At 68.6% G+C, this 23,066-nt stretch carries 22 protein-coding genes; 15 read left to right on the top strand and 7 right to left on the bottom strand.

Translation table 11 applies throughout. From position 1 onward, the window contains the following. Positions 1–21 precede the first annotated feature (21 nt). On the bottom strand, positions 22–1,101 hold the full coding sequence (locus tag AB0C28_RS02285) for an inositol-3-phosphate synthase (RefSeq protein WP_357839722.1): 1,080 nt from the start codon (positions 1,099–1,101) through the stop codon (positions 22–24). Positions 1,102–1,114: 13 nt separating this feature from the next. Then, positions 1,115–1,702 (bottom strand): PadR family transcriptional regulator, encoded by a 588-nt coding sequence (locus AB0C28_RS02280; RefSeq protein WP_346101748.1) that lies wholly within the window; start codon positions 1,700–1,702, stop codon positions 1,115–1,117. Between the two features lie 133 nt (positions 1,703–1,835). Between AB0C28_RS02280 and AB0C28_RS02275 the strand changes: the two genes are divergently transcribed. From AB0C28_RS02275 to AB0C28_RS02260, 4 genes are all read left to right on the top strand, one after another. Continuing rightward, on the top strand, positions 1,836–2,222 hold the full coding sequence (locus AB0C28_RS02275) for a DUF5318 family protein (protein WP_346101746.1): 387 nt from the start codon (positions 1,836–1,838) through the stop codon (positions 2,220–2,222). A gap of 232 nt (positions 2,223–2,454) precedes the next feature. Further along, positions 2,455–4,974 carry a transglycosylase domain-containing protein gene (locus AB0C28_RS02270; RefSeq protein WP_357839727.1) on the top strand — a complete coding sequence of 840 codons (2,520 nt, stop codon included), beginning with the start codon at positions 2,455–2,457 and terminating at the stop codon, positions 4,972–4,974. Continuing rightward, a complete protein-coding gene (locus AB0C28_RS02265; protein WP_357839730.1) occupies positions 4,974–6,293 on the top strand; it encodes a glycosyltransferase 87 family protein in 1,320 nt (439 codons plus the stop codon). Before AB0C28_RS02270 ends, AB0C28_RS02265 begins: the two co-directional genes overlap by 1 nt. 31 nt (positions 6,294–6,324) lie before the next feature. Then, a complete protein-coding gene (locus tag AB0C28_RS02260; RefSeq protein WP_358072800.1) occupies positions 6,325–7,389 on the top strand; it encodes a mannosyltransferase family protein in 1,065 nt (354 codons plus the stop codon). 79 nt (positions 7,390–7,468) lie between these two features. On the opposite strand, the gene AB0C28_RS02255 is transcribed toward AB0C28_RS02260, so the two are convergent. Beyond that, positions 7,469–8,212 (bottom strand): deoxyribonuclease IV, encoded by a 744-nt coding sequence (locus tag AB0C28_RS02255; protein ID WP_358072798.1) that lies wholly within the window; start codon positions 8,210–8,212, stop codon positions 7,469–7,471. Between the two features lie 171 nt (positions 8,213–8,383). Between AB0C28_RS02255 and AB0C28_RS02250 the strand changes: the two genes are divergently transcribed. Then, complete coding sequence (locus AB0C28_RS02250) at positions 8,384–8,563, top strand: hypothetical protein (protein ID WP_346101737.1); 180 nt, start codon at positions 8,384–8,386, stop codon at positions 8,561–8,563. 61 nt (positions 8,564–8,624) lie between these two features. Here the strand turns inward: AB0C28_RS02250 and AB0C28_RS02245 are convergent, their stop codons facing one another. Beyond that, the gene (locus AB0C28_RS02245; RefSeq protein ID WP_358072796.1) at positions 8,625–8,867 is read right to left on the bottom strand and encodes a hypothetical protein; all 243 of its coding nucleotides are present in this window, start codon (positions 8,865–8,867) and stop codon (positions 8,625–8,627) included. A gap of 268 nt (positions 8,868–9,135) precedes the next feature. Here AB0C28_RS02245 and rpsF point away from each other — a divergent pair, with 268 nt between their 5' ends. From rpsF to AB0C28_RS02210, 7 genes are all read left to right on the top strand, one after another. Beyond that, positions 9,136–9,426, top strand: coding sequence for a 30S ribosomal protein S6 (gene rpsF / locus AB0C28_RS02240; protein WP_106242878.1), 291 nt, complete (start codon positions 9,136–9,138; stop codon positions 9,424–9,426). Between the two features lie 78 nt (positions 9,427–9,504). Next, positions 9,505–10,068: a single-stranded DNA-binding protein gene (locus tag AB0C28_RS02235; RefSeq protein ID WP_346101734.1), complete on the top strand. Its 564-nt coding sequence runs from the start codon at positions 9,505–9,507 to the stop codon at positions 10,066–10,068. 64 nt (positions 10,069–10,132) lie between these two features. Further along, the gene (gene rpsR, locus AB0C28_RS02230) at positions 10,133–10,369 is read left to right on the top strand and encodes a 30S ribosomal protein S18 (protein ID WP_020543048.1); all 237 of its coding nucleotides are present in this window, start codon (positions 10,133–10,135) and stop codon (positions 10,367–10,369) included. A 14-nt stretch (positions 10,370–10,383) separates the two neighbouring features. Next, complete coding sequence (gene rplI, locus AB0C28_RS02225; RefSeq protein ID WP_357839739.1) at positions 10,384–10,830, top strand: 50S ribosomal protein L9; 447 nt, start codon at positions 10,384–10,386, stop codon at positions 10,828–10,830. 267 nt (positions 10,831–11,097) lie between these two features. Next, complete coding sequence (locus AB0C28_RS02220) at positions 11,098–11,949, top strand: ABC transporter substrate-binding protein (protein WP_358072794.1); 852 nt, start codon at positions 11,098–11,100, stop codon at positions 11,947–11,949. After that, complete coding sequence (locus tag AB0C28_RS02215; RefSeq protein WP_346101727.1) at positions 11,946–12,785, top strand: amino acid ABC transporter permease; 840 nt, start codon at positions 11,946–11,948, stop codon at positions 12,783–12,785. The genes AB0C28_RS02220 and AB0C28_RS02215 overlap by 4 nt, the downstream gene beginning before the upstream one ends. Positions 12,786–12,825: 40 nt before the next feature. Continuing rightward, the gene (locus AB0C28_RS02210; protein ID WP_357839747.1) at positions 12,826–13,569 is read left to right on the top strand and encodes an amino acid ABC transporter ATP-binding protein; all 744 of its coding nucleotides are present in this window, start codon (positions 12,826–12,828) and stop codon (positions 13,567–13,569) included. Positions 13,570–13,579: 10 nt separating this feature from the next. On the opposite strand, the gene AB0C28_RS02205 is transcribed toward AB0C28_RS02210, so the two are convergent. Together AB0C28_RS02205 and AB0C28_RS02200 are read right to left on the bottom strand one after the other, a co-directional pair. Beyond that, a complete protein-coding gene (locus AB0C28_RS02205; RefSeq protein ID WP_358072792.1) occupies positions 13,580–15,052 on the bottom strand; it encodes an amino acid permease in 1,473 nt (490 codons plus the stop codon). A gap of 192 nt (positions 15,053–15,244) precedes the next feature. Next, entirely contained in the window at positions 15,245–16,546 is a 1,302-nt protein-coding gene (locus AB0C28_RS02200) for an MATE family efflux transporter (RefSeq protein ID WP_358072790.1), read from the bottom strand. 282 nt (positions 16,547–16,828) lie between these two features. Between AB0C28_RS02200 and dnaB the strand changes: the two genes are divergently transcribed. After that, positions 16,829–19,471, top strand: a complete 2,643-nt coding sequence (gene dnaB, locus AB0C28_RS02195; protein WP_358072788.1) for a replicative DNA helicase — start codon at positions 16,829–16,831, stop codon at positions 19,469–19,471. 79 nt (positions 19,472–19,550) lie between these two features. Here the strand turns inward: dnaB and AB0C28_RS02190 are convergent, their stop codons facing one another. Further along, a complete protein-coding gene (locus tag AB0C28_RS02190; RefSeq protein WP_358072787.1) occupies positions 19,551–20,525 on the bottom strand; it encodes an AraC family transcriptional regulator in 975 nt (324 codons plus the stop codon). Between the two features lie 78 nt (positions 20,526–20,603). On the opposite strand from AB0C28_RS02190, the gene AB0C28_RS02185 reads away from it, so the two are divergent. After that, entirely contained in the window at positions 20,604–21,656 is a 1,053-nt protein-coding gene (locus AB0C28_RS02185; protein WP_357839762.1) for a saccharopine dehydrogenase NADP-binding domain-containing protein, read from the top strand. Positions 21,657–21,761: 105 nt separating this feature from the next. Then, a complete protein-coding gene (locus AB0C28_RS02180) occupies positions 21,762–23,006 on the top strand; it encodes an FAD-dependent monooxygenase (RefSeq protein ID WP_357839765.1) in 1,245 nt (414 codons plus the stop codon). The last annotated feature ends 60 nt before the right edge of the window (positions 23,007–23,066 follow it).

Here is a 23,066-nt window from a genome sequence, read left to right as displayed (position 1 = left end):
CGGCGCCTCAGAAGGAGCGGTTCAGCGCTCGACCTCGCCCCTGATGAACTTCTCGACGTACTCGCGGGCCTCGTCGTCGGAGTACTGCTTGGGCGGCGACTTCATGAAGTACGAGGACGCCGACAGGATCGGCCCGCCGATGCCCCGGTCGAGCGCGATCTTGGCCGCCCGCACCGCGTCGATGATGATCCCCGCCGAGTTGGGCGAGTCCCACACCTCCAGCTTGTACTCCAGGTTGAGCGGCGTGTCACCGAACGAGCGCCCTTCCAGGCGGACGTAGGCCCACTTGCGGTCGTCGAGCCACGGCACGTGGTCCGACGGGCCGATGTGCACGTCGGCCTTGCCCATCTCGTGCGGGATCTGCGAGGTGACCGACTGCGTCTTGGAGATCTTCTTCGACTGGAGCCGCTTGCGCTCCAGCATGTTCATGAAGTCCATGTTGCCGCCGAAGTTCAGCTGGTACGTGCGCAGCAGCTCGACCCCGCGGTCCTCGAACAGCTTGGCCAGCACGCGGTGCGTGATCGTGGCGCCGACCTGCGACTTGATGTCGTCGCCCACGATCGGCACGCCGGCCTCGGTGAACTTCTCCGCCCACACCGGGTCGGAGGCGATGAAGACCGGCAGCGCGTTGACGAAGGCCACCTTCGCGTCCAGCGCGCACTGCGCGTAGAAGCGGTCGGCCTCCTCCGAGCCCACCGGCAGGTAGGAGACGAGCACGTCGACCCGGTTGTCACGGAGCACCTGGACCACGTCGACGGGCGCCTCGTCGGACTCGTCGATGATCTCCTGGTAGAACTCGCCCAGGCCGTCGAAGGTGTGGCCCCGCTGGACGGTCACCCCCGTGGGCGGCACATCCGTGATCTTGATCGTGTTGTTCTCGCTGGCGACGATGGCCTCGGACAGGTCGCGGCCGACCTTCTTGGCGTCCACGTCGAAGGCGGCGACGAACTCGACGTCGCCGACGTGGTAGTCGCCGAACTTCACGTGCATGAGGCCCGGCACCCGTGTGTCCGGGTCCGCGTCCTTGTAGTAGTGAACGCCCTGGACCAGTGACGACGCGCAGTTGCCGACACCGACAATGGCCACGCGAACCGAACCCATCGCACTCGCTCCTTTACTCATCAGTTGACGTATCTCTTTCGGGCCTGTCCTCCGACGAGGCCCGACGCTCAGTTGCGATCAGCTCGTTCAGCCAGCGCACCTCGCGTTCGACGGACTCGAGCCCGTGGCGTTGCAGCTCAAGTGTGTAACTGTCGAGACGCTCCCGAGTGCGCGCCAGCGCGGTGCGCACCGCGTCGAGCCGCTCCTCCAACCGGCTCCTGCGGCCTTCGAGGATGCGCAGGCGCACCTCCGCCTCGGTGTGGCGGAAGAAGGCGAAGTGCACCCCGAAGCTCTCGTCCTCCCAGGCGGAAGGACCGGCCTGCGTCAGCATGTCCTGCAGTCGTTCCTTGCCCTCTGCGGTCAGCTTGTAGACGATCTTCGATCTGCCGCCGACGATCGCGGCGGGAGCGGGCTGCTCCTCCGCGATGAGGCCCTGGGCCAGGAGCGAGCGCAGGCACGGGTACAGCGACCCGTAGGAGAACGCACGGAACATCCCCAGCAGGGCGTTGAGCCGTTTGCGCAGCTCGTAGCCGTGGAGCGGAGTCTCGTGCAGCGACCCGAGCACGGCCAGTTCCAGGACTCTGCCCTGTCCGCCGGCCATGGGAACCGTCCCCTCTCGCGTCGATGTATCGAGCCGATACATCACGAGGATACGTCGAGCCGCTATATGACGGCAATCTCTGAATCTGCCAAGCCGTTGGGATCAACCCGAAAAACGCCGTAGTCTGGCGCCCATGTGGTCACAGAGAAGGGTGGTGGATTACGGCCTCGCGAAACGGGCGGTGGTCCGCTCCCTGCGTTCGGGGCGCGCCTCGCGCGGCGACGTCTGTGACGCACAGCCCTACCTCCTTCGCGCGGCGCGCCACTTCGGCGAACCGACCGAACGCCCCTGCCCGGTCTGCGAAAGGGAGAACGTCACCAACGTGACCTATGTCTACGGCGATTGCCTCGGAAGGCATGCCGGTCAGGCAAAGGTCGCATCAGAACTCGCCGCAATGGCCCATGATTACGATGAGTTCCGGGTGTACGTGGTCGAGGTCTGCCAAGGTTGTTCCTGGAATCACCTGACGGTTTCGTACGTCCTCGGGAATGGACCGCCTGACCTCGTCGGCCAAGCGTGATGACCGAGGGCGGCGAGAAACCTCACGCCCGACCGCCGTTTCTGTTCCGATGACGTTGCGAGGACGTGTGAGTAACAGCATGAACGAGGGGACCGGCCGCCCGGGGAGACGCCGACGCTCCAGCTCACCCCGTTCTTTGCCGCAAAATGGCGCACCCCAAACCAGCGACCAGAGTTGGGACTCCAGGCAACCGCCACGCCGCGCGGAGGCCGCGTACGAGCAGACCGGCGCCATGGCCGCGCAGCCGTACGACGAGAGCCCGCCTCGGCGTCCCGAGCCGCGGCAGGCGCGCGCCGAGCACCACCAAGGCCCTGGTGACCCCTACCAGCGCGGTGGCGAGCAGCCGCCGCGCTCGCGCGCGCGCCAGGACACGCGCGGGATGAGCAGCCAGGAGACGATCGTCAGCGACGGGCCGCGGCGCTCGCGCCGTCGCGGCTCGGGCGGCCCGCCCGAACCTCCCGGACCTCCCGGACCGTCCAGACGCAAGGACGGCGACGACGGCGGCAAAGGCGGCTGGCGCAGGTTCGTCCCGAGCTGGAAGATCGTGGTGGCCGGCGCCGTGGTGCTCGCGGCCGGCCTGTTCGGCATGATCATGGTCGCGTACGCCAACACGCCGGTGCCCAGCGCCGCGCAGGCCGAGGCGCTGGCCCAGCAGAGCACGGTCTACTACCGCGACGGCAAGCACGTCATCGCCCACCTGGGCTACAAGCGCGAGATCGTGCCGATCGAGAAGATGGCCGACAGCGTCAAGGACGGCGCGGTGGCCATCGAGAACGACACCTTCTACGAGGACTCCGGCATCTCCATCTCCGGCATCGTCCGCTCGGCCTGGATGACCGCGACCGGTCAGCAGCTGCAGGGCGCCTCGACGATCACCCAGCAGATGGCCCGCGGCTACTTCGACGGCCTCAGCCAGGAGGTGTCGATCAAGCGGAAGATCATGGAGATCTTCGTCGCGGTCAAGCTCGACGACACCATGAGCAAGAACGACATCCTCGCCACCTACCTCAACACGGTGAACTTCGGCCGCGCCTACGGTGTGGAGGCCGCCGCTAAGGCGTACTTCGGCCCCCGCGTCACCGCCGCCAAGCTGAGCCCCGAGCAGGGCGCCTACCTCGCCGCGCGCATCCAGCAGCCCGCATGGGAGCCCGACGCCCCCGCGCTCAAGGAGCGCTTCAACACGGTCATCCAGTACATGTCCGAGCAGTGGCCGGAGAAGTACGGCAACCTGCCGAAGACCGCCAAGTTCCCCAAGACGGTCAAGAACAACCCCAACGGCGGCCTCGGTGGCTTGAACGGCTACATGGTCGATCTCGTGCTGAAGGAGCTCAAGCAGCGCGGCCTGACCCGTGAGGAGGTCGAGAGCGGCGGCTACAAGATCGTCTCGACCTTCGACAGGAAGCTCATGCAGGCGGCGAAGACCGCGATGAAGAGCACGCGCCAGGCCTTCAACATGTCCACCGAGTTCCACGGCGGCCTGGCCGCGGTGAACCCGAAGAACGGGCGCGTCCTCGCCTTCTACGGCGGCGACAACTACCTCACCGACCCGTGGAACGAGCCCTTCCAGTCCACCAAGCAGGCGGCCTCCGCGTTCAAGCCGTATGTGCTGGCCGCCTGGCTGCAGGCCGGCTACTCGCTCAAGAGCTACGTGCCGGGCAACGAGACCGTGCCCAAGGAGCTGCCCGGACAGCAGGCCGGCGGCATCAAGAACAGCCACAACGTCGGTGCGGCCGTGGACGTGATCAAGGCCACCGCCGCGTCGGTCAACACGGCGTTCGTGTCGATGGCGTACGCGCTGCCCAACCGGCTCGACGACGTCAAGAACCTCGTCGAGGCGGCCGGGTTCAACACCCAGCGCATGGAGGACGACGTCAAGGTCCACCACTACCAGTTCGCCATCGGCAGCGCGCTGGTGACACCGGTGGAGCAGGCGGCCGGATACTCGATCTTCGCCAACGGCGGCAAGTACACCCCTTACCACGTGGTGCAGAAGGTCGAGCTCAAGGGCAAGGTCGCCTACCCCGAGCAGGCCGTCGCCAAGTCGGTCATCGACCCCCAAGTGGCGGCCGACGCCACGGTCGCCATGCAGGCGGTGCTCAAGCCGGGCGGCACCGCGGCGGGCAAGGGCCTCGGCGCCAGGCCGGCCGCCGGCAAGACCGGTACGAACAACGACGAGAAGGAAGCCTGGTTCGTCGGCTACACGCCGCAGATCTCCACGGCGGTCGGGTTCTACCGCGAGGAGTGCAGGACCAAGTCGGGCAAGGTCGTTCCGCCCCAGCACTCCAACTGCCCGGTCTTCCGCAAGGGCAGCAAGAAGTACGGGTGGAACAACCCGTACACGCGGCCCTACGAGGTCTCGCTCCGGTTCGAAGGCGCCGGCCCGCCCACGATCGCCTGGCAGAAGTTCATGCAGCTCGCCCACGAGAACCTGCCCGTCGAGCAGTTCCCCGACCGGGCCGAGGTGGGCGTGCCGGAGAACATCGTGCCGAGCCCGACGCCGACCCCGACGCCGACGCCGGACAGCGACAACCCGTTCGACAGCGACAACCCGTTCGACCAGGGCGACGAGGACTGCTTCATCAACTGCGGCGACGACGCCGGCACCGATGACGACGCCTCCATCGACGACGGCCTCGACGAGGACACCGGCGGCCCGGGGTCGGGCGACCTCGACTTCTCGGGCGGTGGCTCCGCTCCCGACGCCAGACCCACAGGGACCGGCCCGATGTACTTCAGGCCAGAGGACCAGTGATGAGCACAGAGGCACGCGCCACCTGGGTGACGCGTGCCGTGCCTTATCTGCCCCTCGGCCTGATCGCGGCCCTCGGTGCGAGCCTGGCGTACGTGGTGCGCCTGCCCTGCCGCACCGGGGGCTGGAACGACCAGGTCACCACGTACACGAACTTCTGCTACACCGACATCTACCCCCTCTACTTCGACAGGGAGCTGGCCACCCAGAACCCCTACTTCGCCCAGGTGCCGTTCGACAAGCAGGTCGAATACCCCGTGGTGCTGGGCGAGGTCATGCAGGTGATGAGCTGGATCTCGCGGGCGCTGGAGCTGGACAAGGTCGCACAGGCCGTGCGCTTCTACGACCTGACCGTGGTCCTGCTTGGCGTCTGCCTCGTGATCGGCGTGCTGCTGATGGCTGCGGTGGCCGGCCCGACGCGCCGGTGGGACTCCCTCTGGTACGCGATCTCGCCGGCCGTGGTGCTGGCCGCCTACATCAACTGGGACCTGGTCGCCGGCGCGCTGTCCATGGGCATGCTGCTGGCCTGGAAGCAGCAGCGGCAGGTGACGGCCGGGGTGCTGCTGGGGTTGGCCATCGCGACCAAGTTCTATCCGCTCATGTTCGTGGGCGCCTTGTTCCTGCTGACGTTGCGCACCGCGCGATGGAGGCCGTTCCTGGTGACCTCCGCCGCGGCCGCGGGCGCGTGGCTGGCGGTGAACCTGCCGTTCATGATCTTCGCGTGGGACGGCTGGCGCAGGTTCTACGTCTTCTCCGAGGAACGCGGGGTCGACTGGGGCTCGGCCTGGCTGTTCTTCCAGAACAAGAACTGGCCGGTCCTCGGCACCGGCGACGTGAGCGTGCTCGGGATGGCGTCGCTGGTGATCATGTGCGCCGGCATCGCCGTGCTCACGCTGGCGGCGCCGCGCCGGCCGCGGCTGGCGCAGATCTGCTTCCTGGCGCTGGCCGCGTTCATGATGACGAACAAGGTGTGGTCGCCGCAGTTCGTGCTGTGGCTGGTGCCGCTCGCGGTGCTGGCCAGGCCCAACTGGAAGCCGCTGGTGTTGTGGCAGCTGGCCGAGATCTGGTACTTCGTGGCCATCTGGCTCTATCTGGTCGGCCAGTCGCCGCTCGACCGCGACGACCTGGGCATCGGTGACGACACGTACTTCACCGCAGTCTGGGGCCGGATCATCACCATCGGGATCATGATGGCGTTCGTGGTGCGGGACATCCTGCGCCCCGAGAAGGACACGGTGCGCCAGGCGGGCATCGACGACCAGACGGGTGGCGTGTTCGACGGCGCCCAGGACCGCTTCACGCTGGCGTCCCTGGTCCGATGAGCACCCGCCGCGCGCCGGCGGCCCCGGCCGGATGATCACCCGCTCCACCGGCCGGGACGCGCTGCTGCTCTGGTTCGGCTCACGGGCTGGGTTGCTGATGGCGACCCTGCTCGGCGCGACGCTGTCCGGGTACGCCGACAAGTGGCGCAAGTGGGACACGACGCTCTTCATCACCATCGCCGAGCACGGATACGACGGCGAGCCGGGACAGCCGGTGGACGACGGCCTGCCCGCGTTCCTTCCCGGGCTGCCCGTGGCGCTGCGGCTGGTCCACCTCGTGGTGCCGGACTGGGCGGCGGCCGGGCTGATCGTCTCGCTGGTGGCCGGGGCGGTGGCCATGGTCGCGCTGGCCCGGCTGGCCGAGGTCGAGGGCGCGTCGGGCTGGATGGCCGTGCTGGCGCTGCTGCTCTTTCCCATGGCGGTGTTCCTGGCCGCCGGATACAGCGAGTCGCTGTTTCTGGCCTTCGCGATCCCGGCGTGGCTGGCCGCCAGGCAGGGGCGCTGGCCGGCCGCCGTGCTGCTGGCCGCGGGGGCCTCGTGCGTGCGGATCACGGGGTTGTTCCTGGCGGTCGCGCTGGTGGTGGAGTTCGCGATGCGCGGGGAGTCGTTGCGGCGGGTGGGGTGGCTGGTCGTGCCGGTGCTTCCGCTGGTGGCGTACTCGTATTACCACTACGGCAGGACCGGCGACTGGCTGGCCTGGAAGCACGCGCAGGAGGCCGGCTGGGGGCGGGACTTCGCCTGGCCGTGGGAGGCGTGGGCGACGACCTGGCATACCGCCATGGGCGGGGGCGACTTCGCGGTGGCCTTCAGGATGGAGCTGGCCGGGGCCGTGGTGGTGGTCGTCGGGCTGGTCTGGCTGCTCGTCCTGCGGCGGTGGAGCGAGGCCGTCTACACGGGCACGCAGGCGGCGGCGCTGATGACCTCGGCCTACTACCTGTCGATCCCGCGCTCGCTGCTGCTGTGGTTTCCGCTGTGGGTGCTGGTGGCCAGGGTCGCGACCAGGCGGACGTGGGTGATCGTCCTTTATGCCCTGATCTCGGGGCCGCTGATGCTGGTCAACGCCGGGCGTTTCCTGAGTGGCGCGTGGGCGGGCTGAGACCTCTACCCACTTTTCCGTCTCGGTAATCCAGGGAAGTTATCCACAGGCTGTGTGCAACCGGCCATGGACTGGTGGGTCACAGGTTCTTGCGCAGGAAGGCGATGTCGTCGGCCTGGCCCTCGGCGGGCGTCTCCACCACGATCGGCGCCCCGGCCGCCCGGCAGACCGCGAGGATCAGCTCCGGGTCGATCTTCCCCTGGCCCAGGTTGGCGTGACGGTCGGCGCCCGAGTCGAAGTCGTCGCGCGAGTCGTTGCAGTGGACGAGGTCGATGCGGCCGGTGATGGCCTTGACCCGCTCGACCACCCCGACCAGTTCCTCGCCGCCGGCGTGCGCGTGGCAGGTGTCGAGGCAGAAGCCCACGTCGAACCCGTCGAGCGCCTCCCACAGCCGGGCGATGCGGTCGAGCTTGCGCGCCATCGCGTTGCCGCCGCCCGCCGTGTTCTCGATCAGTACCGGGATGGGGCACTCCATGCGCTCGAACACCTTGCGCCAGTTGTCGAACCCGGCCTGCGGGTCGTCGCTCTTGTTGACGTGGCCGCCGTGCACGATCAGGCCCTTGGCGCCGAGCCCGGCGGCCGCCTTCAGGTGCTGTTCGAGCAGCTTGCGGCTGGGGATCCTGATGCGGTTGTTGGTGGTCGCCACGTTGACCAGGTAGGGCGCGTGAATGTAGATGTCGACGCCCTCGACCGGCTGCTCGGGCAGCACGGGCTTGTCGTAACCCTGCGGGTCGCCCAGGAAGAACTGCACCACCTCGGCCCCCACCTGGGCGGCGTGGGCGGCGGGGTCGTCCTGACCGACATGAGCTCCGATACGCACCATGCCGACGAGCTTATCCCGCGCCCTTCGTCCCGAGCCCTGGTCCCGGAGCGCTTGCCCCGAGCCCTTGTCGTGACCCCTGAACCCGAGCCCTGTCTCGAGCCCGGTGAGCGGCGTTTGGCCGGCGCGCCGGAGGGCAGTCGGGAGGCGCCCCCTACCCCGAGGAGAAACCCTATGAGCCGCTGGCGCTTACGAGCGCTGATCGTTCTGGTCTACGTGATCGTCGGCATCTACGTCGCCTGGGTCTACGACTACATCACACCGGGGCTGCTGCGGGACCTCGCGGAGGCGCTGCTCGCGGTGTTCCTCTGGTTCCTGATCCTGCTCGGCATAGACCTGCACATCGGCGCGTGAGTCACATATCGGATGGCCCCGGCAGACGTGTCGCCGGGGCCATCGCTCGTGTGCGCAAGGCTTATGGGTGGGGGAGGAAGCCGCCGTGGGCGATGCCCAGCGCGGCTCCGACGAACGCGCCGACGAGCCCCATGATGTTGAGCACCCGCTGCGGCGTCGTCGCCGAGACGTATTGTGAGTAGAGCCCCACGCCGAACCCGAGCGTGCCGAACCACGACGCGATCATGTGCGCCGAGGTCCAGAACGTCGCGACGAAGGCGACCACGCCGCACACCAGGGTGACGACGGCGAGAACGTTTTCCACCGGATGCGGGCGTCCGTCGGTGTTGAGCGTGAGCCTGAAGCGTTCCCTCTCGGAGGGTTGAAGCACATGTGGCACGACCACCACCCCCTAGGTTTCCTCAAGGCCTTCCCACCTACTCGCTGCTGGTAACCTTGGGCACGCTGCGTTGTGATGGGTGATCCATCAGCCCGGGCTGCCGAAAGGGGCCCGCCCGGGGCAAGACGTCAGCGTCCTCCTGTCACGGCAGAGTGTCGTGACCGCAAGAGTCCAGAGGAGGTTGGAGTCCCGCATGCGTCGTTACGAAGTAATGGTCATTCTGGACCCTTCGCTCGATGAGCGCACCGTCGCGCCGTCCCTCGACCAGTTCCTCACCGTGGTCCGCAACGACGGCGGCACCGTGGAGAAGGTCGACGTCTGGGGCCGTCGCCGTCTCGCCTACGACATCGACAAGAAGTCGGAAGGCATCTACGCCGTCATCGACCTGTCCGCGCAGCCCGCGACGGTCAAGGAGCTCGACCGGCAGATGAACCTCAACGAGGGCATCCTGCGCACCAAGGTCCTGCGTCCGGACGTGCACTAACCTCCGGTTTTTGTCGGGGGAGCCCCGTACTCTGAGCCGTAATCCAAGCGAAGGCGTGCAGGAAGGCGAGCGCTAGCCATGGCAGCAGGCGACACCGTAATCACCATCGTCGGCAACCTGGTCGACGACCCGGAGCTGCGCTTCACCCCGACGGGGCAAGCGGTGGCTCGATTCCGCATCGCGTCCACTCCGCGGTTCATGGATCGACAGACCAACGAGTGGAAAGACGGCGAGAGTCTCTTCCTGACCTGCAACGTCTGGCGGCAGGCGGCGGAGAACGCCGCCGAGAGCCTCCAGCGCGGCATGCGGGTCATCGTGCAGGGGCGGCTCAAGCAGCGGTCTTACGAGACCAAGGAAGGCGAGAAGCGCACGGTCTACGAGGTCGAGGTCGACGAGGTCGGCCCGTCTCTGCGCAACGCCACCGCCAAGGTCAACCGCACCTCCCGTCAGGGTGGGGGCGGCGGCGGCGGCTTCGGCGGCGGTCCCGCCGACGACCCGTGGGCCTCGGCCACCCCCGCCCCGCCTCAGGGCGGCGGCTTCCAGGGTGGCGGAGGCGGCGGGTTCGGCGGCGGTGGCGGTGGTCAGCAGAGCGGCGGCTTCGGCGGCGGCGGCAACGACTTCAGCGACGAACCGCCTTTCTAAATCCCAGTCCACAAGCCCGAGTCCATTCCCGCTCTGACGGCGGGGCTCTGAAAGGAGCACCACGATGGCCAAGCCGGCACTGCGCAAGCCCAAGAAGAAGGTTTGCCTGTTCTGCCACGACAAGATCTCCTACGTCGACTACAAGGACACGGCGCTGCTGCGGAAGTTCATCTCCGACCGCGGCAAGATCCGTGCGCGCCGGGTGACGGGCAACTGCACCCAGCACCAGCGTGACGTGGCGACCGCGATCAAGAACGCCCGTGAGGTGGCTCTGCTGCCTTACACGAGCACCGCGCGCTAAGGAGGCCTGTCGAAATGAAGCTCATCCTCACCAACGAGGTCTCCGGCCTCGGCACCCCGGGCGACATCGTCGAGGTCAAGGACGGCTACGGCCGTAACTACCTCATCCCGCGCGGCTACGCCATGCGCTGGACGCGCGGCGCCGAGAAGCAGATCGAGACCATCCGCAAGGCTCGCGACGCTCGCGAGATCCGCGACCTCGGCACCGCCAAGGAGGTCGCCGGCCAGATCGGCGCGCTGCGCGTCCGCCTGGCCACCCGCGCGGGCGACTCCGGCCGCCTGTTCGGCTCGATCACCACGGGCGACATCGCCGAGGCCGTCAAGGCCGCCGGCGGCCCGATCCTCGACCGCCGCCGCATCGAGATCGTGAACCCGATCAAGAGCGTCGGCTCCCACAAGGTCACCGTCAAGCTGCACCCCGAGGTGTCGGCTTCGGTCGACGTCGAGGTCGTCGCAGGCTGACGACTGTTTTTGAGAAGGCCCTCGCTTGCGGGGGTCTTTTCTTTTTTTCAGGCTCTCTTCCTTTACGGCAGGCCACCGCGAACCACCCGCCGCACTTCGGCCGAGGGCCCTCCAGGAAACGGCCTCTGACCCTTCACCGGCGGGCCGCCGTGACGCGAGCCCAGGTGGGCCGATTACCGTGGTCAGCTGGGCCCCCGGGACTCTAATCCCTAGTTGATCGGCGTAGAATGCCCTCGTTCTGGCACGTTCCCCCCTGGAGGCTTGGCCATGGGCCGTCCCCTCATGCTGCTCGCGCTGGCCGTGGCGCTCGTCGGTTGCGCACCGGTCGACGACACGGCGACCACGGCCGCCCCCACCACCTCCACCGCCTGCACCAAGGAACAGCTCGCCCTGGTCACGCCGGGCAAGCTGACGATCGGCACCGACAAGCCCGCCTACGAGCCCTGGTTCAAGGACGACGACCCTGCCAACGGGCAGGGGTTCGAGAGCGCGGTGGCGTTCGCCGTGGCGGGGGAGCTCGGCTTCGACCGCACCGAGGTGCAGTGGAACACGGTGAAGTTCGACACCGCGTTCGCGCCGGGGGAGAAGCAGTTCGACTTCGACGTCAACCAGGTCTCGATCACCCCTGACCGGGCCAAGGCGGTCGACTTCAGCAAGGGTTATTACACCGTCAAGCAGGCCATCGTGGCGGTCGAGGGCGGGAAGTACGCCGGCGCGAAGAGCCTGGCCGAGCTCAAGGACGCGAAGATCGGCGTACAGGTCGGGACGACCTCCCTCGAAGCGGTCAAGAACGTCATCCAGCCCTCAGCCGACCCCAACGTCTACAACGAGCAGATCGACGCGGTGAACGCGCTGAAGAACAAGCAGGTCGACGCGCTCGTCGTGGACCTGCCGACGGCGTTCTACGTGACGGCGGCCCAGGTGGAGAAGTCGAAGATCGTCGGCCAGTTCAGCTCGACGGGCGGCACGCCCGAGGAGTTCGGGCTGGTCATGGAGAAGGGCAGCGCGCTCAAGCCGTGCGTGGACAAGGCCGTGGACGCCCTGAAGACGAAGGGCGAGCTGGCCAAGATCGAGCAGGCGTGGCTCGGCTCGGCGGCGGGCGCCCCCGAACTGCGATGAGCGAGTGGGTCAAGTCCGAGCGCCAGGTCAAGCGGGAGCAGGTCCGCAGGTCGTACGCGCGGCGCTCGGCCTCGATCGCGACGGCCTCGACGATCGTCTTCATCGTCCTGCTCGTCTGGCTGGTCTCCCGCTCGCCGGGCTGGCCCCGGGTGCGGGCGACGTTCTTCGACGGCGGGCAGTTCGCCGAGGCGCTGCCCGACGTGCTCGAAGGCTTCCTGCTCAACATCAAGATCTTCCTCATCGCCGAGCCGCTGATCCTCATCGTGGGTCTGCTGGTGGCGCTGGCCAGAGGCGTCAGGACGCCCGCCTTCTTCCCGATCAGGGCCCTGGCCACCCTCTACACCGACGTGTTCCGCGGCGTGCCGACGATCCTGGTGATCTACCTCATCGGGTTCGGGCTGCCGGCGCTCAGGCTGCAGGGCATCCCCACGGATCTGGCGACGCTGGGGATCATCGCGCTGACCCTCTCCTACGGCGGCTACGTGGCCGAGGTCTTCCGCTCCGGCATCGAGTCCGTGCATCCCAGCCAGGTTGCGGCGGCCCGCTCGCTCGGGCTGAGCCACGTCAAGACGATGCGGTTCGTGGTGCTGCCGCAGGCCACCCGCCGGGTCGTGCCACCGCTGCTGAACGACTTCGTCTCGCTCCAGAAGGACACCGCCCTGGTGGCCACGATCGGGCCGCTGGAAGCCCTGCGGCAGGCGCAGATCCACGCGTCCAGCACGTTCAACTACACGCCTTATCTGGTCGCCGCGCTGCTGTTCATCCTGCTCACCATCCCCATGGCCAGGTTCACCGACCACCTGGCCGCCCGGACGCGCAGGAGGCGCGGAGCATGAGCGAGCCGACGACCACCCACAGCCCCGCAGGGGAGGCGGCATGAGCCTGCTGACGATCGAAGGGGTGTGGAAGAACTTCCAGGGTCACCACGTGCTGCGCGGCATCGACCTGGAGGTGGCCCCGCACGAGGTGGTCAGCCTCATCGGGGCCTCCGGCTCGGGCAAGTCCACGCTCCTGCGCTGTATCAACCTGCTGGAGACCGTGGACGACGGCAGCATCTACCTCGACGGGGAGGAGATCACCGACCCGCGGGCGAACGTGGACCAGGTGCGCAAGCGGCTCGGCATCGTGTTCCAGGCGTTCAACCTGTTCCCGCACATGACCGTGCTCGACAACATCACGCTGGCGCCCCGCCAGGTGCACCGGGTGGAGCGGGCGCGGGCCGAGGAGCAGGCGTACGACCTGCTGGCCAGGTTCGGGCTGGCGGAGAAGGCGCGGGCCTACCCCGACCAGCTCTCGGGCGGCCAGCAGCAGCGGGCGGCCATCATCAGGGCGCTGGCCACCCAGCCCAGGCTGATGCTGCTGGACGAGGTCACCTCGGCGCTCGATCCGGCCCTGGTCGTCGAGGTGCTGGGGATCATCAGGGAGCTCAAGGAGTCGGGGATGACGATGATCCTCACGACCCACGAAATGGGCTTTTGTCGGGATATCTCGGACACGGTGTGCTTCCTCGACGGGGGCGTGCTGCTGGAGAAGGGCCCTCCCGAGCAGATCTTCACCGCGCCTGAGCAGCCGCGTACCCAGGAGTTCCTGCGCAGCGTGCTGGAGTCGGGCCGGTTCTAGCGGCCGTGTTTCAGCGCCTGTGCCGGCCGTGCACCGGCCGCGGGGGCGGGTTCGGGCGGGCCAGGAGGCTGTGGCGGCGGCCGTACACGAGATAGACGAGCAGGCCGAAGGCCATCCACAGGACGAACCAGGCCCAGGTCAGGACGCGCAGGTTGACCATGAGCCAGAGCGTGGCCAGCAGCGACAGCGCCGGCAGCAGCGGCGAGAGCGGCACCCGGAAACCCCGCTCCAGGTGCGGCATGCGCCGCCGCATCACGATCACCCCGGCCGCCACGAACGCGAACGCGAACAGCGTCCCGAGCACCACGAGCTCCTGCATCGTGAGCACCGGCACGAACTCGGCCAGCACGATCGCCACCAACCCGATCACCAGAGTCACTCGCGAAGGCGTGTGATAGCGGCGGCTGACCGTGGCCAGGCCGCTCGGGATCAGCCCGTCGCGGGCCATCGAGAACAGCACCCGCGTCTGCCCCACGATCAGCACGAGGATCACGGTGGTCAGCCCGAGCACCGCGCCCACGTCGATGACGTGCACCATCCAATCCACACCCACGGCCCTGAACGCGCTCGCCAGCGGCGCGTCCTCGGAGATCCGCGTGTACGGGGCCAGACCCACCATGACCAGCGCCACCGCGATGTAGATGACGGTGGCGATCACCAGGCTGCGGATCATGCCCTTGGGCACGGCTCTGCGCGCGTTCACGGTCTCCTCGGCGGAGGTGGCCACGATATCGAAGCCGATGTAGGCGAACGCGATCGCCGAGGCCGCCGCGAAGATGCCGAACCAGCCGAACGCCTGGCTCTCGCCGTAGAAGATCTCCAGTATGGTCGCCGGCGCGACCTCCAGCGTCTTGGGCGGGACGTAGAACTCGCCGTAGTTGGCCACGTCGATGTGCATGACCCCGACGACGATGACCGCGCCGATGGCCAGCAACTTGGCCGATACCATGATCCACAGCGCCCGCAGCCCGATCCGCGCGCCCAGCGCCACGATGCCGGTGAGCAGCACCAGGATCACGAACACCAGCAGGTCCTGCACGATGCCGGAGGCGGGGACGCGCACGCCGAAGTTCGCCACCGCGCCGACGGCGATCTCGCCCCAGGCCCTGGCCACCACCGCCGCGGCCAGCTGCAGTTCCAGGATCAGCGCCCAGCCGATGATCCACGCCCAGACCTCGCCGAAGATGACGTACGTGAACGTGTACGCGCTGCCCGAGGTCGGCATCGTGGAGGAGAGCTCGGCGTAGCACAGGCACGCGAGCAGGCAGGCGATCCCCGCGATCATGAACGACAGGATCACGCCGGGCCCCGCCGTGGTGGCGGCCTGGCGGCCGGCGATGCTGAAGATGCCGGCGCCGATCATCACACCGAGTCCGAGCACCACCAGGTCGGCCGGGCGGTAGAGCTCAGCCAGGCTGTGCCGGGCGCCGGTACGCAGGCCGGTCGCCTCGGAAGGCGGTAAGCGCCGCAGGATCGTGGACAAGGAACACCCCGCTCAGGGAACTCGCCCACAATGTCTCACCCCTCGGACAACAGCAAGCACGAAACCATCACGTTGGCACTCCAACCAGGGCTACCGTGCGGCGTCGCGCTCGGGCGTTCGGGCGCGCGGGGGCGCGGAGGCGCGGTCCGAGCGCGGGGAGCGGCGGCGGTCAGGCGGATGTCGTTGACAGGTCTATGCGCCGGTCACCAGCCAGGCGGTGCCGGCCGCCCGCCGGGTCAGAGTGATCCACCGAGCCACCATCCACACCCCCAGCGCACACCACAGCGCGACCACCCCGAACCCCCACGCGAGCAGCGCCGCCGGCAGGTACGCTACCGTCGTCCACACCCCAGCCCACGCCAGGTACCGCTGATCGCCCGCCCCGATCAACACCCCGTCGAGCACGAACACCACCCCGCACAACGGCTGGAACAACGCCACCGGCCACATCAGCGCCAGCAGCAGCTCGGCCACCCGCGGATCGGCGTCGAACAGGCCGGGCAGCACCGGCCTGGCGGCCACGACGAGCAGCCCGAGCACCACGCCCGACCAGAGGCCCCACTGGGTCATCCGCCTGGTCGCGGCCCTGGTGGCGGGCACATCTCCGGCGCCGAGGGAACGCCCGGTGATGGCCTGCCCCGCGATGGCGATGGCGTCCAGCGCGAAGGCGAGCAGCGTCCACACCTGCGTGGCCAGCGCGTACGCGGCCAGCTCGGCCTCGCCCATCCTGGTCGCGATCACGGTGGCCACGATCAGCACGATCCGCAGGCACAGGGTACGGATCAGCAGCGCGACCCCGGCCGTGCCCGCCTGCCTGATCCCGTCCATGCTGGGCGCCAGCGACGTACCCAGCCGGATCGCCCCCCGAGCCACCACGACCAGATAGACGGCCGCCCCCGCCACCTGGGCGATCACCGTGCCCCACGCCGACCCGGCGATGCCCCAGCCGAGCCCCAGCACGAACCAGGCGTTCAGCCCCGCGTTCAACGCGAACGACCCCACGGCCACCACCAGCGGCGTCACCGTGTCCTGCAGCCCGCGCAGCACGCCGGTGCCGGCCAGCACGACGAGCATGCCGGGCGCGCCGATCAGGCTGATCCGCAGGTACGTCACCGCCTGCGCGGCCTGTGTGCCCGTCGCGCCGATCAGCTCCACGATCGCCGGCGCCAGCGGCCAGCACACCAGGATCAGCCCGGCCCCGATCGCCAGTGCCAGCCAGATGCCGTCCACACCGCTGCGCATGGCCCGCGCGTGGTTGCCCGCGCCCGACTGGCGGGCCACGGAGGCCGTGGTGCCGTAGGCGAGGAAGACGCACAGGTTGATCAGCGTCGTCAGGACCGTGCCCGCCACCCCTAGGGCGCCCACCGCCGTGGTGCCCAGGCCGTGTCCCACGATGGCGTAGTCGGCGAGCAGGAACAACGGCTCGGCCACCAGGGCCCCGAACGCGGGCACGGCGAGCCGCAGAATCTCCCGATCTCTGGAGGTAATGGGCATTCGTCCAGTATGGACCTTACTCGGCGTGTCGGGCCAACTTTCTTTAGTCCACAGCGGGTGGACACTGTTCGCCCTGCTCACCCGGGGTTCTGTGGATATCCGAAAGAGTTATCCCCAGGGCCGTCCACAGGTCGTTCACACCTTCAGCGGGATAGTGCACAGCTTGACCACAGGGTTGTCCACAGGCCACGTTGCCGTCTGCCCGCGACTCCGAGAAACTGTCACACCGGTCGACTACATATGGGGGTGGTGCGACCGCCTGCAAGTGTCTGAGGGGGCGCGGTGAGCATTGACGAGGAAGAGGCCGGCGGAGGCCCAGGTTTCGAGCGCACACCGCCTCACAACATCGACGCGGAGCAGTCGGTCCTCGGCGGCATGCTGCTGTCGAAGGACGCCATCGCCGACGTCGTCGAGATCCTGCGCGCCGACGACTTCTACCGCCCGGCCCACCAGATGGTCTACGAGGTCATCACCGACCTCTACGGCCGCGGCGAGCCGGCCGACGCCGTCACGGTCTTCGACGAGCTGCAGAAACGCGGCGAGATGGCCCGGGTGGGCGGCGCCGCCTACCTCCACACCCTCACGGCGGTCGTCCCCACGGCCGCCAACGCCGGCTACTACGCCAAGATCGTCCGCGAGCAGGCCATCCTGCGCCGCCTCATCGAGGCCGGCACCCGCATCGTCTCCTTCGGCTACGGCGGCCAGAACGAAGAGGTCGACGACCTCGTCGACCGCGCCCAGGCGGAGGTCTACAAGGTCACCGAGCGGCGCACCTCCGAGGACTACGCGCCCCTGGCCGACATCATGCCCGGCGCCCTCGACGAGCTGGAGGCCATCGGCAGCCGCAGCGGCCAGATGGTGGGCGTCCCGACCGGCTTCGCCGACCTCGACCAGCTCACCAACGGCCTGCACCCCGGCCAGATGATCGTCGTCGCCGCCCGCCCCGCCATCGGCAAGGCCCTGTCCCTCGACACCCCCCTGCCGACGCCGACCGGCTGGACGACGATGGCCGAAGTTCAAGTGGGCGACCTGCTCCTGGACGCTGACGGCCGCCCGACCAGGGTGGTCGCGGCGACGGAGGTGCTGCGGGGGCGGCCGTGTTACGAGGTGGAGTTCGACGACGGCGCCGTGATCGTCGCCGACGCCCACCACCAGTGGCGCACAACCATCCACACCCCCAGGCCCTCAGCCCGACCGGAACCGGCTACCGCTTCCAGCCCACTCCACCCCCAGCTCGCAACAGTCACCGCACCGTCCAGCACCCTCTTGACGACGGCCACTCCTGTCGTGTCCAGTGCCTTTTTGGCGGCGGCCACGACCACCGTCTCCAGCGCTCTTCCTGCGTACACCACGACGGTGGCCGAGCGGCAAGCAGTACTCACTACGGAAGAGATCGCCGCCTCACTCCTCGACCCGTCTACCGGCCGGCCGAATTACTCGGTGCCCGTGGCGGCGCCGTTCCAGCTCACACCCCAGGCCGTGTCGCTGCCGCCGTACGCGCTGGGGGTCTGGCTGGGTGACGGCCACACCGCGACGGCCCGCATCAGCACCGCCGACCCCGAGATCATCGCCAACCTGGAGTCCGAGGGCCTGCACGTCACCGAAGCCGACACCGCCCTCACCTACGACCTGTCCCTCCCAGAACCGGCCACCCAGCCACCGGCCGAACAGCCAACGGCGGGGGAGCAGCCAGCAGTGGGGGAGCAGCCACCCCGGTCATCCTCCAGGGGCGACGTCCCCGACATCCTCCTTGAACTGGGCATTTTCCATGACAAGCACATCCCCGCCGCCTACCTTCGCGCCTCGGAGCAGCAACGGCGTGACCTGCTGGCCGGCCTGCTCGACACCACCGGACACATCGACGCAGACGGGCACATCCAACTCGCCCTGACGAACCGGCGCCTCGCGTACGACACGCTGGAGCTCATCCACAGCCTCGGCCACACCGCGACACTCCGCACCGAGCCAATGACAAGGCCGATGACCGGGCCGATGACCGGGCCGAACACCGACCCGACGCCCGAGACCCCCGCCTGCCATCTGATCGACTTCACCGCGCCCGGCCAGGTCTTCCGGCTCCCCAGAAAGGCCGCCACGCAGGCCACCGCAGCCCCCGCGGCCACCCGCGTCCGCCACATCGTGGCCGTACGGCCGATCCCCTCGCGCCCGGTCCGCTGCGTGGAGGTCGACAACGCCGATCACCTCTACCTCGCCTCCCGCGCCTGCGTCCCCACCCACAACAGCACGCTCGGCCTCGACTTCGCCCGTTCCGCCGCGATCAAGTACGGAATGACCACGGTCATCTTCTCCCTGGAGATGTCCCGCAACGAGATCACCATGCGTCTGCTGTCGGCCGAGGCCCGCGTCTCGCTGCAGAACATGCGCTCGGGCACGATGAGCGACGACGACTGGACCCGCCTGGCCCGCCGGATGAGCGAGGTGGCCGAGGCGCCGCTGTTCATCGACGACTCGCCCAACATGTCGATGATGGAGATCCGGGCCAAGTGCCGCCGCCTCAAGCAACGCAACGAGCTGAGGTTCGTGGTCATCGACTACCTCCAGCTGATGAGCTCACCGAAGAAGACGGAGAGCCGCCAGAACGAGGTCTCGGAGATCTCCCGTGCCATCAAGCTGCTGGCCAAGGAGCTGGAGGTCCCCGTCATCGCGATCTCCCAGCTCAACCGAGGCCCCGAACAACGCACCGACAAACGCCCCCAGGTCTCCGACCTGCGCGAAAGTGGATCCATCGAGCAGGACGCCGACATGGTCATCCTGTTGCACCGGGAGGACGCCTACGAGCGTGAGTCGCCCCGGGCCGGTGAGGCCGACCTGATCGTGGCCAAGCATCGTAACGGCCCCACCGCCACCGTGACAGTCGCCTTCCAGGGTCACTACAGCCGCTTCGTGGACATGGCGCAGCACTGAGGCAGGTCGGCTTGCTGACTCGATCGGGTGACAGCTGCGGGTTCGCGCGTGACCGCACGCGTAGGAAGATCCTTACGCTTCAGCCGGCGTGGTGCCGGTAACTGCCGGGCGGTGACCCGTACTGGCGTTTGAAGGCATGGGTGAAGGTGTACTGCGAGCTGTAGCCGACCTGTTGGGCGATCGTGTTGACGGGGGCGTCGGAGGTGCGCAGGAGCCGGGCCGCGGTGGTCATCCGCCACCATGTCAGGTAGGTGAGCGGTGGCTGGCCGACCAACTGGGTGAACCGCCGGGCGAAGGCGGCGCGGGACAGACGTGCCTGCGCGCCCAGCTCCTCGACGGTCCATTGCCGGCTGGGGTCTCCGTGGATGGCGCGGAGGGCGGCGGCGACGGCGGGGTCGTGCAGGGCCGCGGCCCAGCCGGTGGCGGAGTGGCCGGAGACGCGCTGTTCTTCGAACCACGCGCGCAGGATGTAGAGCAGGAGAAGATCCAGCAGGGTGAGCAGGACGGTGTCGGAGCCTGGGCGGGCATCGTTGTCCAGTTCCACGCCGAGGAGTTCGACCGCGGCGCGGAGTTCCCTGTGCCGCCCTACCCGCGTCGGTAGGTGGATGACCTCGGGCAGGTCGTTCAGGAGCGGATGCGGCGCGGATCCGTCCAGGAGGTAGGCGCCGCAGAGCATGACCACCGTCGGCGGCCGGTCGTCGCGGTCGCCATGGACTCCGGTGAGCGTTGCGGGCGGCTCGCTTACCGGCGTGGACGGTTCGTCGGCCAGGCCGTGTGCGGATCCGCGCGGCAGGAACGCCACGTCGCCCGGCCCGAGCGCGATCGGCTCACCCTGCGACGGGAGAAGCCAGCACGTTCCCTGGAGAACGATGTGGAACCCGGCGGACGGCACCGGCGCAAACCGCTCGGCGAAGGGAGCGGACTTGGTCACCCGGCCCGAGTGGGGTCGACCGGTACGCGCCGCACTCACCACATCAGACAGAACATCCACGCAGCCAGTGTAACCAAAGACGATCTCGGTGAAGACGATAACGCAAATATTCGAGCGGATCATGCATTCAATCGTCTTGTGTCAGCGCCTTACTGTGCTTATGGGCCGAGCTACCGCGCGGCTCCATCGTGAGGAGACGACATGAAGATCGCCGTTTATGGCGCGAGTGGATACCAGGGAAAGCTCGTACTCGCCGAACTGGCGCGACGCGACATCGAGATGGTTCTGGCCGGACGTGATCTCGCGCGCCTGGAGGAGGCCGCCTCCGTCATCGGTCTCCCCGACGCGGAACGGCGCGTGGCCGACACCGGCGACGATGAGGCGCTTGTGAGTGCGTTCCGCGGCTGCGACGGCGTCATCAACTGCGCCGGACCGTTCACCTCGTCAGGTGAGGCCGTGGTCCGCGCCGCGATCGCCGCCGGCTGTCACTACGTCGACACCTCAGGCGAGCAGCTCTACGTCAAGAAGGTCTTCGACACCTTCACCACGGAGGCGGAGAACGCCGGGGTCACCGTCGTACCCGCCGCCACCGACGGCTGCGTCCCGGTAGACCTCGTGGCCCATATCCTGGCCGACCGCCTTGAACCGGTCGAAGAGATCATCACCACCCACGTGATCGTCGGGGGCGGCGGCATGTCGCGCGGCTCGCTGCGCTCGCTGGTCGAAACGATCGACGCCGTCAAGGCGGGAGGCATGACCTACGACGACGGCGACTGGCGCCCCGGCATGCCCGCCCGCCACACCGCGATCAGGCTGCCCGGACAATCGGAGGCGACCCCGGTCATGGCCTTCCCGGTGCCGGAGGTGGTGACCATTCCCCGTCACGTCCGCGTCCGGCATGTCGAGGGCCTGACCGAGGCGGCGTTGGGTGACCGGCTGAACACCCCGCTCACACCGGAGATCATCGAAAGCCTGCCGGAGGGACCCGATGAGGACAGCCGCCGCACCCAGCACTTCACCTATGTGCTCGACGCCACCAGTGCCGACGGCCGCCGCGCCCGCGGCATCGTCCAGGGTCCCGACACCTATGGCACGACCGCGGTGATCGCCGTCGAAAGCGCCCGCCGTCTCATCGCCGATCCTGCCAAGCCGGGAGTACTCGCACCCGCCCAGGCCTACCATCCGACCGCCTTCCTCGACTTTCTCATCCCGCATGGAATCCAGTGGATCATCGAGGACGCGCCGGCAACCTGACGATGACTTTTGGGCGGATCCGAGGTCTGTACGGCTGGACACACCGACAGCGGTGGGCCTGTGCGGGGAACGTCCCTGCGCAGGCGGAAGCACGTGGAGGCAGTGGTGAGCGTCGACGACTCCAAGCGGGAGCACGACAGCCGGACCGGCGAGCAGGGGAAGCGGGTGAAGGGTCCCAGGGTGCTGGTGGCGGGGGCGAGCATCGCGGGGCCGGCGCTGGCCCACTGGCTGCGCCGGAGGGGGGCCGAGGTGACCGTGGTGGAGCGGGCTCCTGAGCTGCGTCCCGGTGGGCAGGCGGTGGACGCGCGCGGGGTCGCCAAGGAGGTCATCGAGCGCATGGGGCTGGACGCGGCGGTGCGCGCGGCCCGCACCGACACCGCCGGCGCGTACATCGTGGACGCGGACGGGAACGTGCTGGAGACCCACCGCGCGGACGACCACGGCGGCGACGGGTTCATCGCGGACATCGAGATCCTGCGCGGGGACCTGTCCCGGGTGCTCTACGACGACACCCGGGACGGTGTCGAGTACGTCTTCGGTGACCGGATCGCCAAGCTCGGCCAGGACGCGGACGGGGTCGACGTGGTCTTCGCCGGCGGCGACCGGCGGCGTTTCGACCTGGTGGTCGGGGCCGACGGGCTGCACTCGCAGTTGCGAGAGATGGTCTTCGGGCCGCGCGAGCACTTCGTCCGCCATCTCGGGCTCGTTCTGGCCTTCTTCAGCGTGCCCAACGAGTTCGGAGTGGACCGCTGGATGATCGATCATCAGGAGGCCGGACGGTCCGCCGGTCTGCGGCCCGTCCCGGACCCCACCCGGGCGATGGCCATGTTCTCCTTCCCCGCGGCCGGCTTCGACGTCGATCACCGCGACGTCGCGGCGCACAAGCGCCTGCTGCGCGAGCGGATGGACGGTTTCGGCTGGTTGACCCGGCGCATCCTCGCGCACGTGGACGACACCCCGGACTTCTATCTGGACCAGGTCGCTCAGGTGGTGATGGACCGCTGGTCGAGCGGACGGGTGGGGCTGCTCGGGGACGCGGCGTTCAGCGCTTCGCCGATGTCCGGGGCGGGCACCGGGCTGGCCCTGGTCGGCGCCTACCTGCTGGCCGGAGAGCTGGCCGCCGCCGGGTGGGACCCTGAGGCCGGGTTCGCCGGCTACGAGGCTCGGATGCGCTCGTATGTGGAGGCCAACCAGGAGATGGGCCGGTTGCACGTACGCAGCCTCGGGATCACGGGGCAGGACGCCGAGCCGAGCCCCGATTTCGCCGGCGAATGGTTCGCCGAACTGATCGGGCGGGCGATCAACGGCGTCGAGCTGCCCGACTACGCAGGGGCGCCGGACCACCGGTGATCTCGTCGGCCAAGCCGTAGGTGTCAGCCCGGCGGAGTCGGTTGTGGAGGGTGTGCGAGG

Source organism: Nonomuraea sp. NPDC048892 (genome assembly GCF_040649735.1).
In the GTDB taxonomy this organism is placed as follows: Bacteria; Actinomycetota; Actinomycetes; order Streptosporangiales; family Streptosporangiaceae; genus Nonomuraea; species Nonomuraea maheshkhaliensis.
The sequence above is the reverse complement of the archived record's forward strand: the minus strand, read 5'-3'. Positions and strand labels throughout refer to the sequence as shown.

Bases quoted from the DNA above. Each gene is read 5' to 3' on its own strand.
- AB0C28_RS02285 (WP_357839722.1), bottom strand. From the start codon at position 1,101: ATGGGTTCGGTTCGCGTGGCCATTGTCGGTGTCGGCAACTGCGCGTCG.
- AB0C28_RS02280 (WP_346101748.1), bottom strand. From the start codon at position 1,702: ATGGCCGGCGGACAGGGCAGAGTCCTGGAACTGGCCGTGCTCGGGTCG.
- AB0C28_RS02275 (WP_346101746.1), top strand. From the start codon at position 1,836: ATGTGGTCACAGAGAAGGGTGGTGGATTACGGCCTCGCGAAACGGGCG.
- AB0C28_RS02270 (WP_357839727.1), top strand. From the start codon at position 2,455: ATGGCCGCGCAGCCGTACGACGAGAGCCCGCCTCGGCGTCCCGAGCCG.
- AB0C28_RS02265 (WP_357839730.1), top strand. From the start codon at position 4,974: ATGAGCACAGAGGCACGCGCCACCTGGGTGACGCGTGCCGTGCCTTAT.
- AB0C28_RS02260 (WP_358072800.1), top strand. From the start codon at position 6,325: ATGATCACCCGCTCCACCGGCCGGGACGCGCTGCTGCTCTGGTTCGGC.
- AB0C28_RS02255 (WP_358072798.1), bottom strand. From the start codon at position 8,212: ATGGTGCGTATCGGAGCTCATGTCGGTCAGGACGACCCCGCCGCCCAC.
- AB0C28_RS02250 (WP_346101737.1), top strand. From the start codon at position 8,384: ATGAGCCGCTGGCGCTTACGAGCGCTGATCGTTCTGGTCTACGTGATC.
- rpsF (WP_106242878.1), top strand. From the start codon at position 9,136: ATGCGTCGTTACGAAGTAATGGTCATTCTGGACCCTTCGCTCGATGAG.
- AB0C28_RS02235 (WP_346101734.1), top strand. From the start codon at position 9,505: ATGGCAGCAGGCGACACCGTAATCACCATCGTCGGCAACCTGGTCGAC.
- rpsR (WP_020543048.1), top strand. From the start codon at position 10,133: ATGGCCAAGCCGGCACTGCGCAAGCCCAAGAAGAAGGTTTGCCTGTTC.
- rplI (WP_357839739.1), top strand. From the start codon at position 10,384: ATGAAGCTCATCCTCACCAACGAGGTCTCCGGCCTCGGCACCCCGGGC.
- AB0C28_RS02220 (WP_358072794.1), top strand. From the start codon at position 11,098: ATGGGCCGTCCCCTCATGCTGCTCGCGCTGGCCGTGGCGCTCGTCGGT.
- AB0C28_RS02215 (WP_346101727.1), top strand. From the start codon at position 11,946: ATGAGCGAGTGGGTCAAGTCCGAGCGCCAGGTCAAGCGGGAGCAGGTC.
- AB0C28_RS02210 (WP_357839747.1), top strand. From the start codon at position 12,826: ATGAGCCTGCTGACGATCGAAGGGGTGTGGAAGAACTTCCAGGGTCAC.
- AB0C28_RS02200 (WP_358072790.1), bottom strand. From the start codon at position 16,546: ATGCCCATTACCTCCAGAGATCGGGAGATTCTGCGGCTCGCCGTGCCC.
- AB0C28_RS02190 (WP_358072787.1), bottom strand. From the start codon at position 20,525: ATGATCCGCTCGAATATTTGCGTTATCGTCTTCACCGAGATCGTCTTT.
- AB0C28_RS02185 (WP_357839762.1), top strand. From the start codon at position 20,604: ATGAAGATCGCCGTTTATGGCGCGAGTGGATACCAGGGAAAGCTCGTA.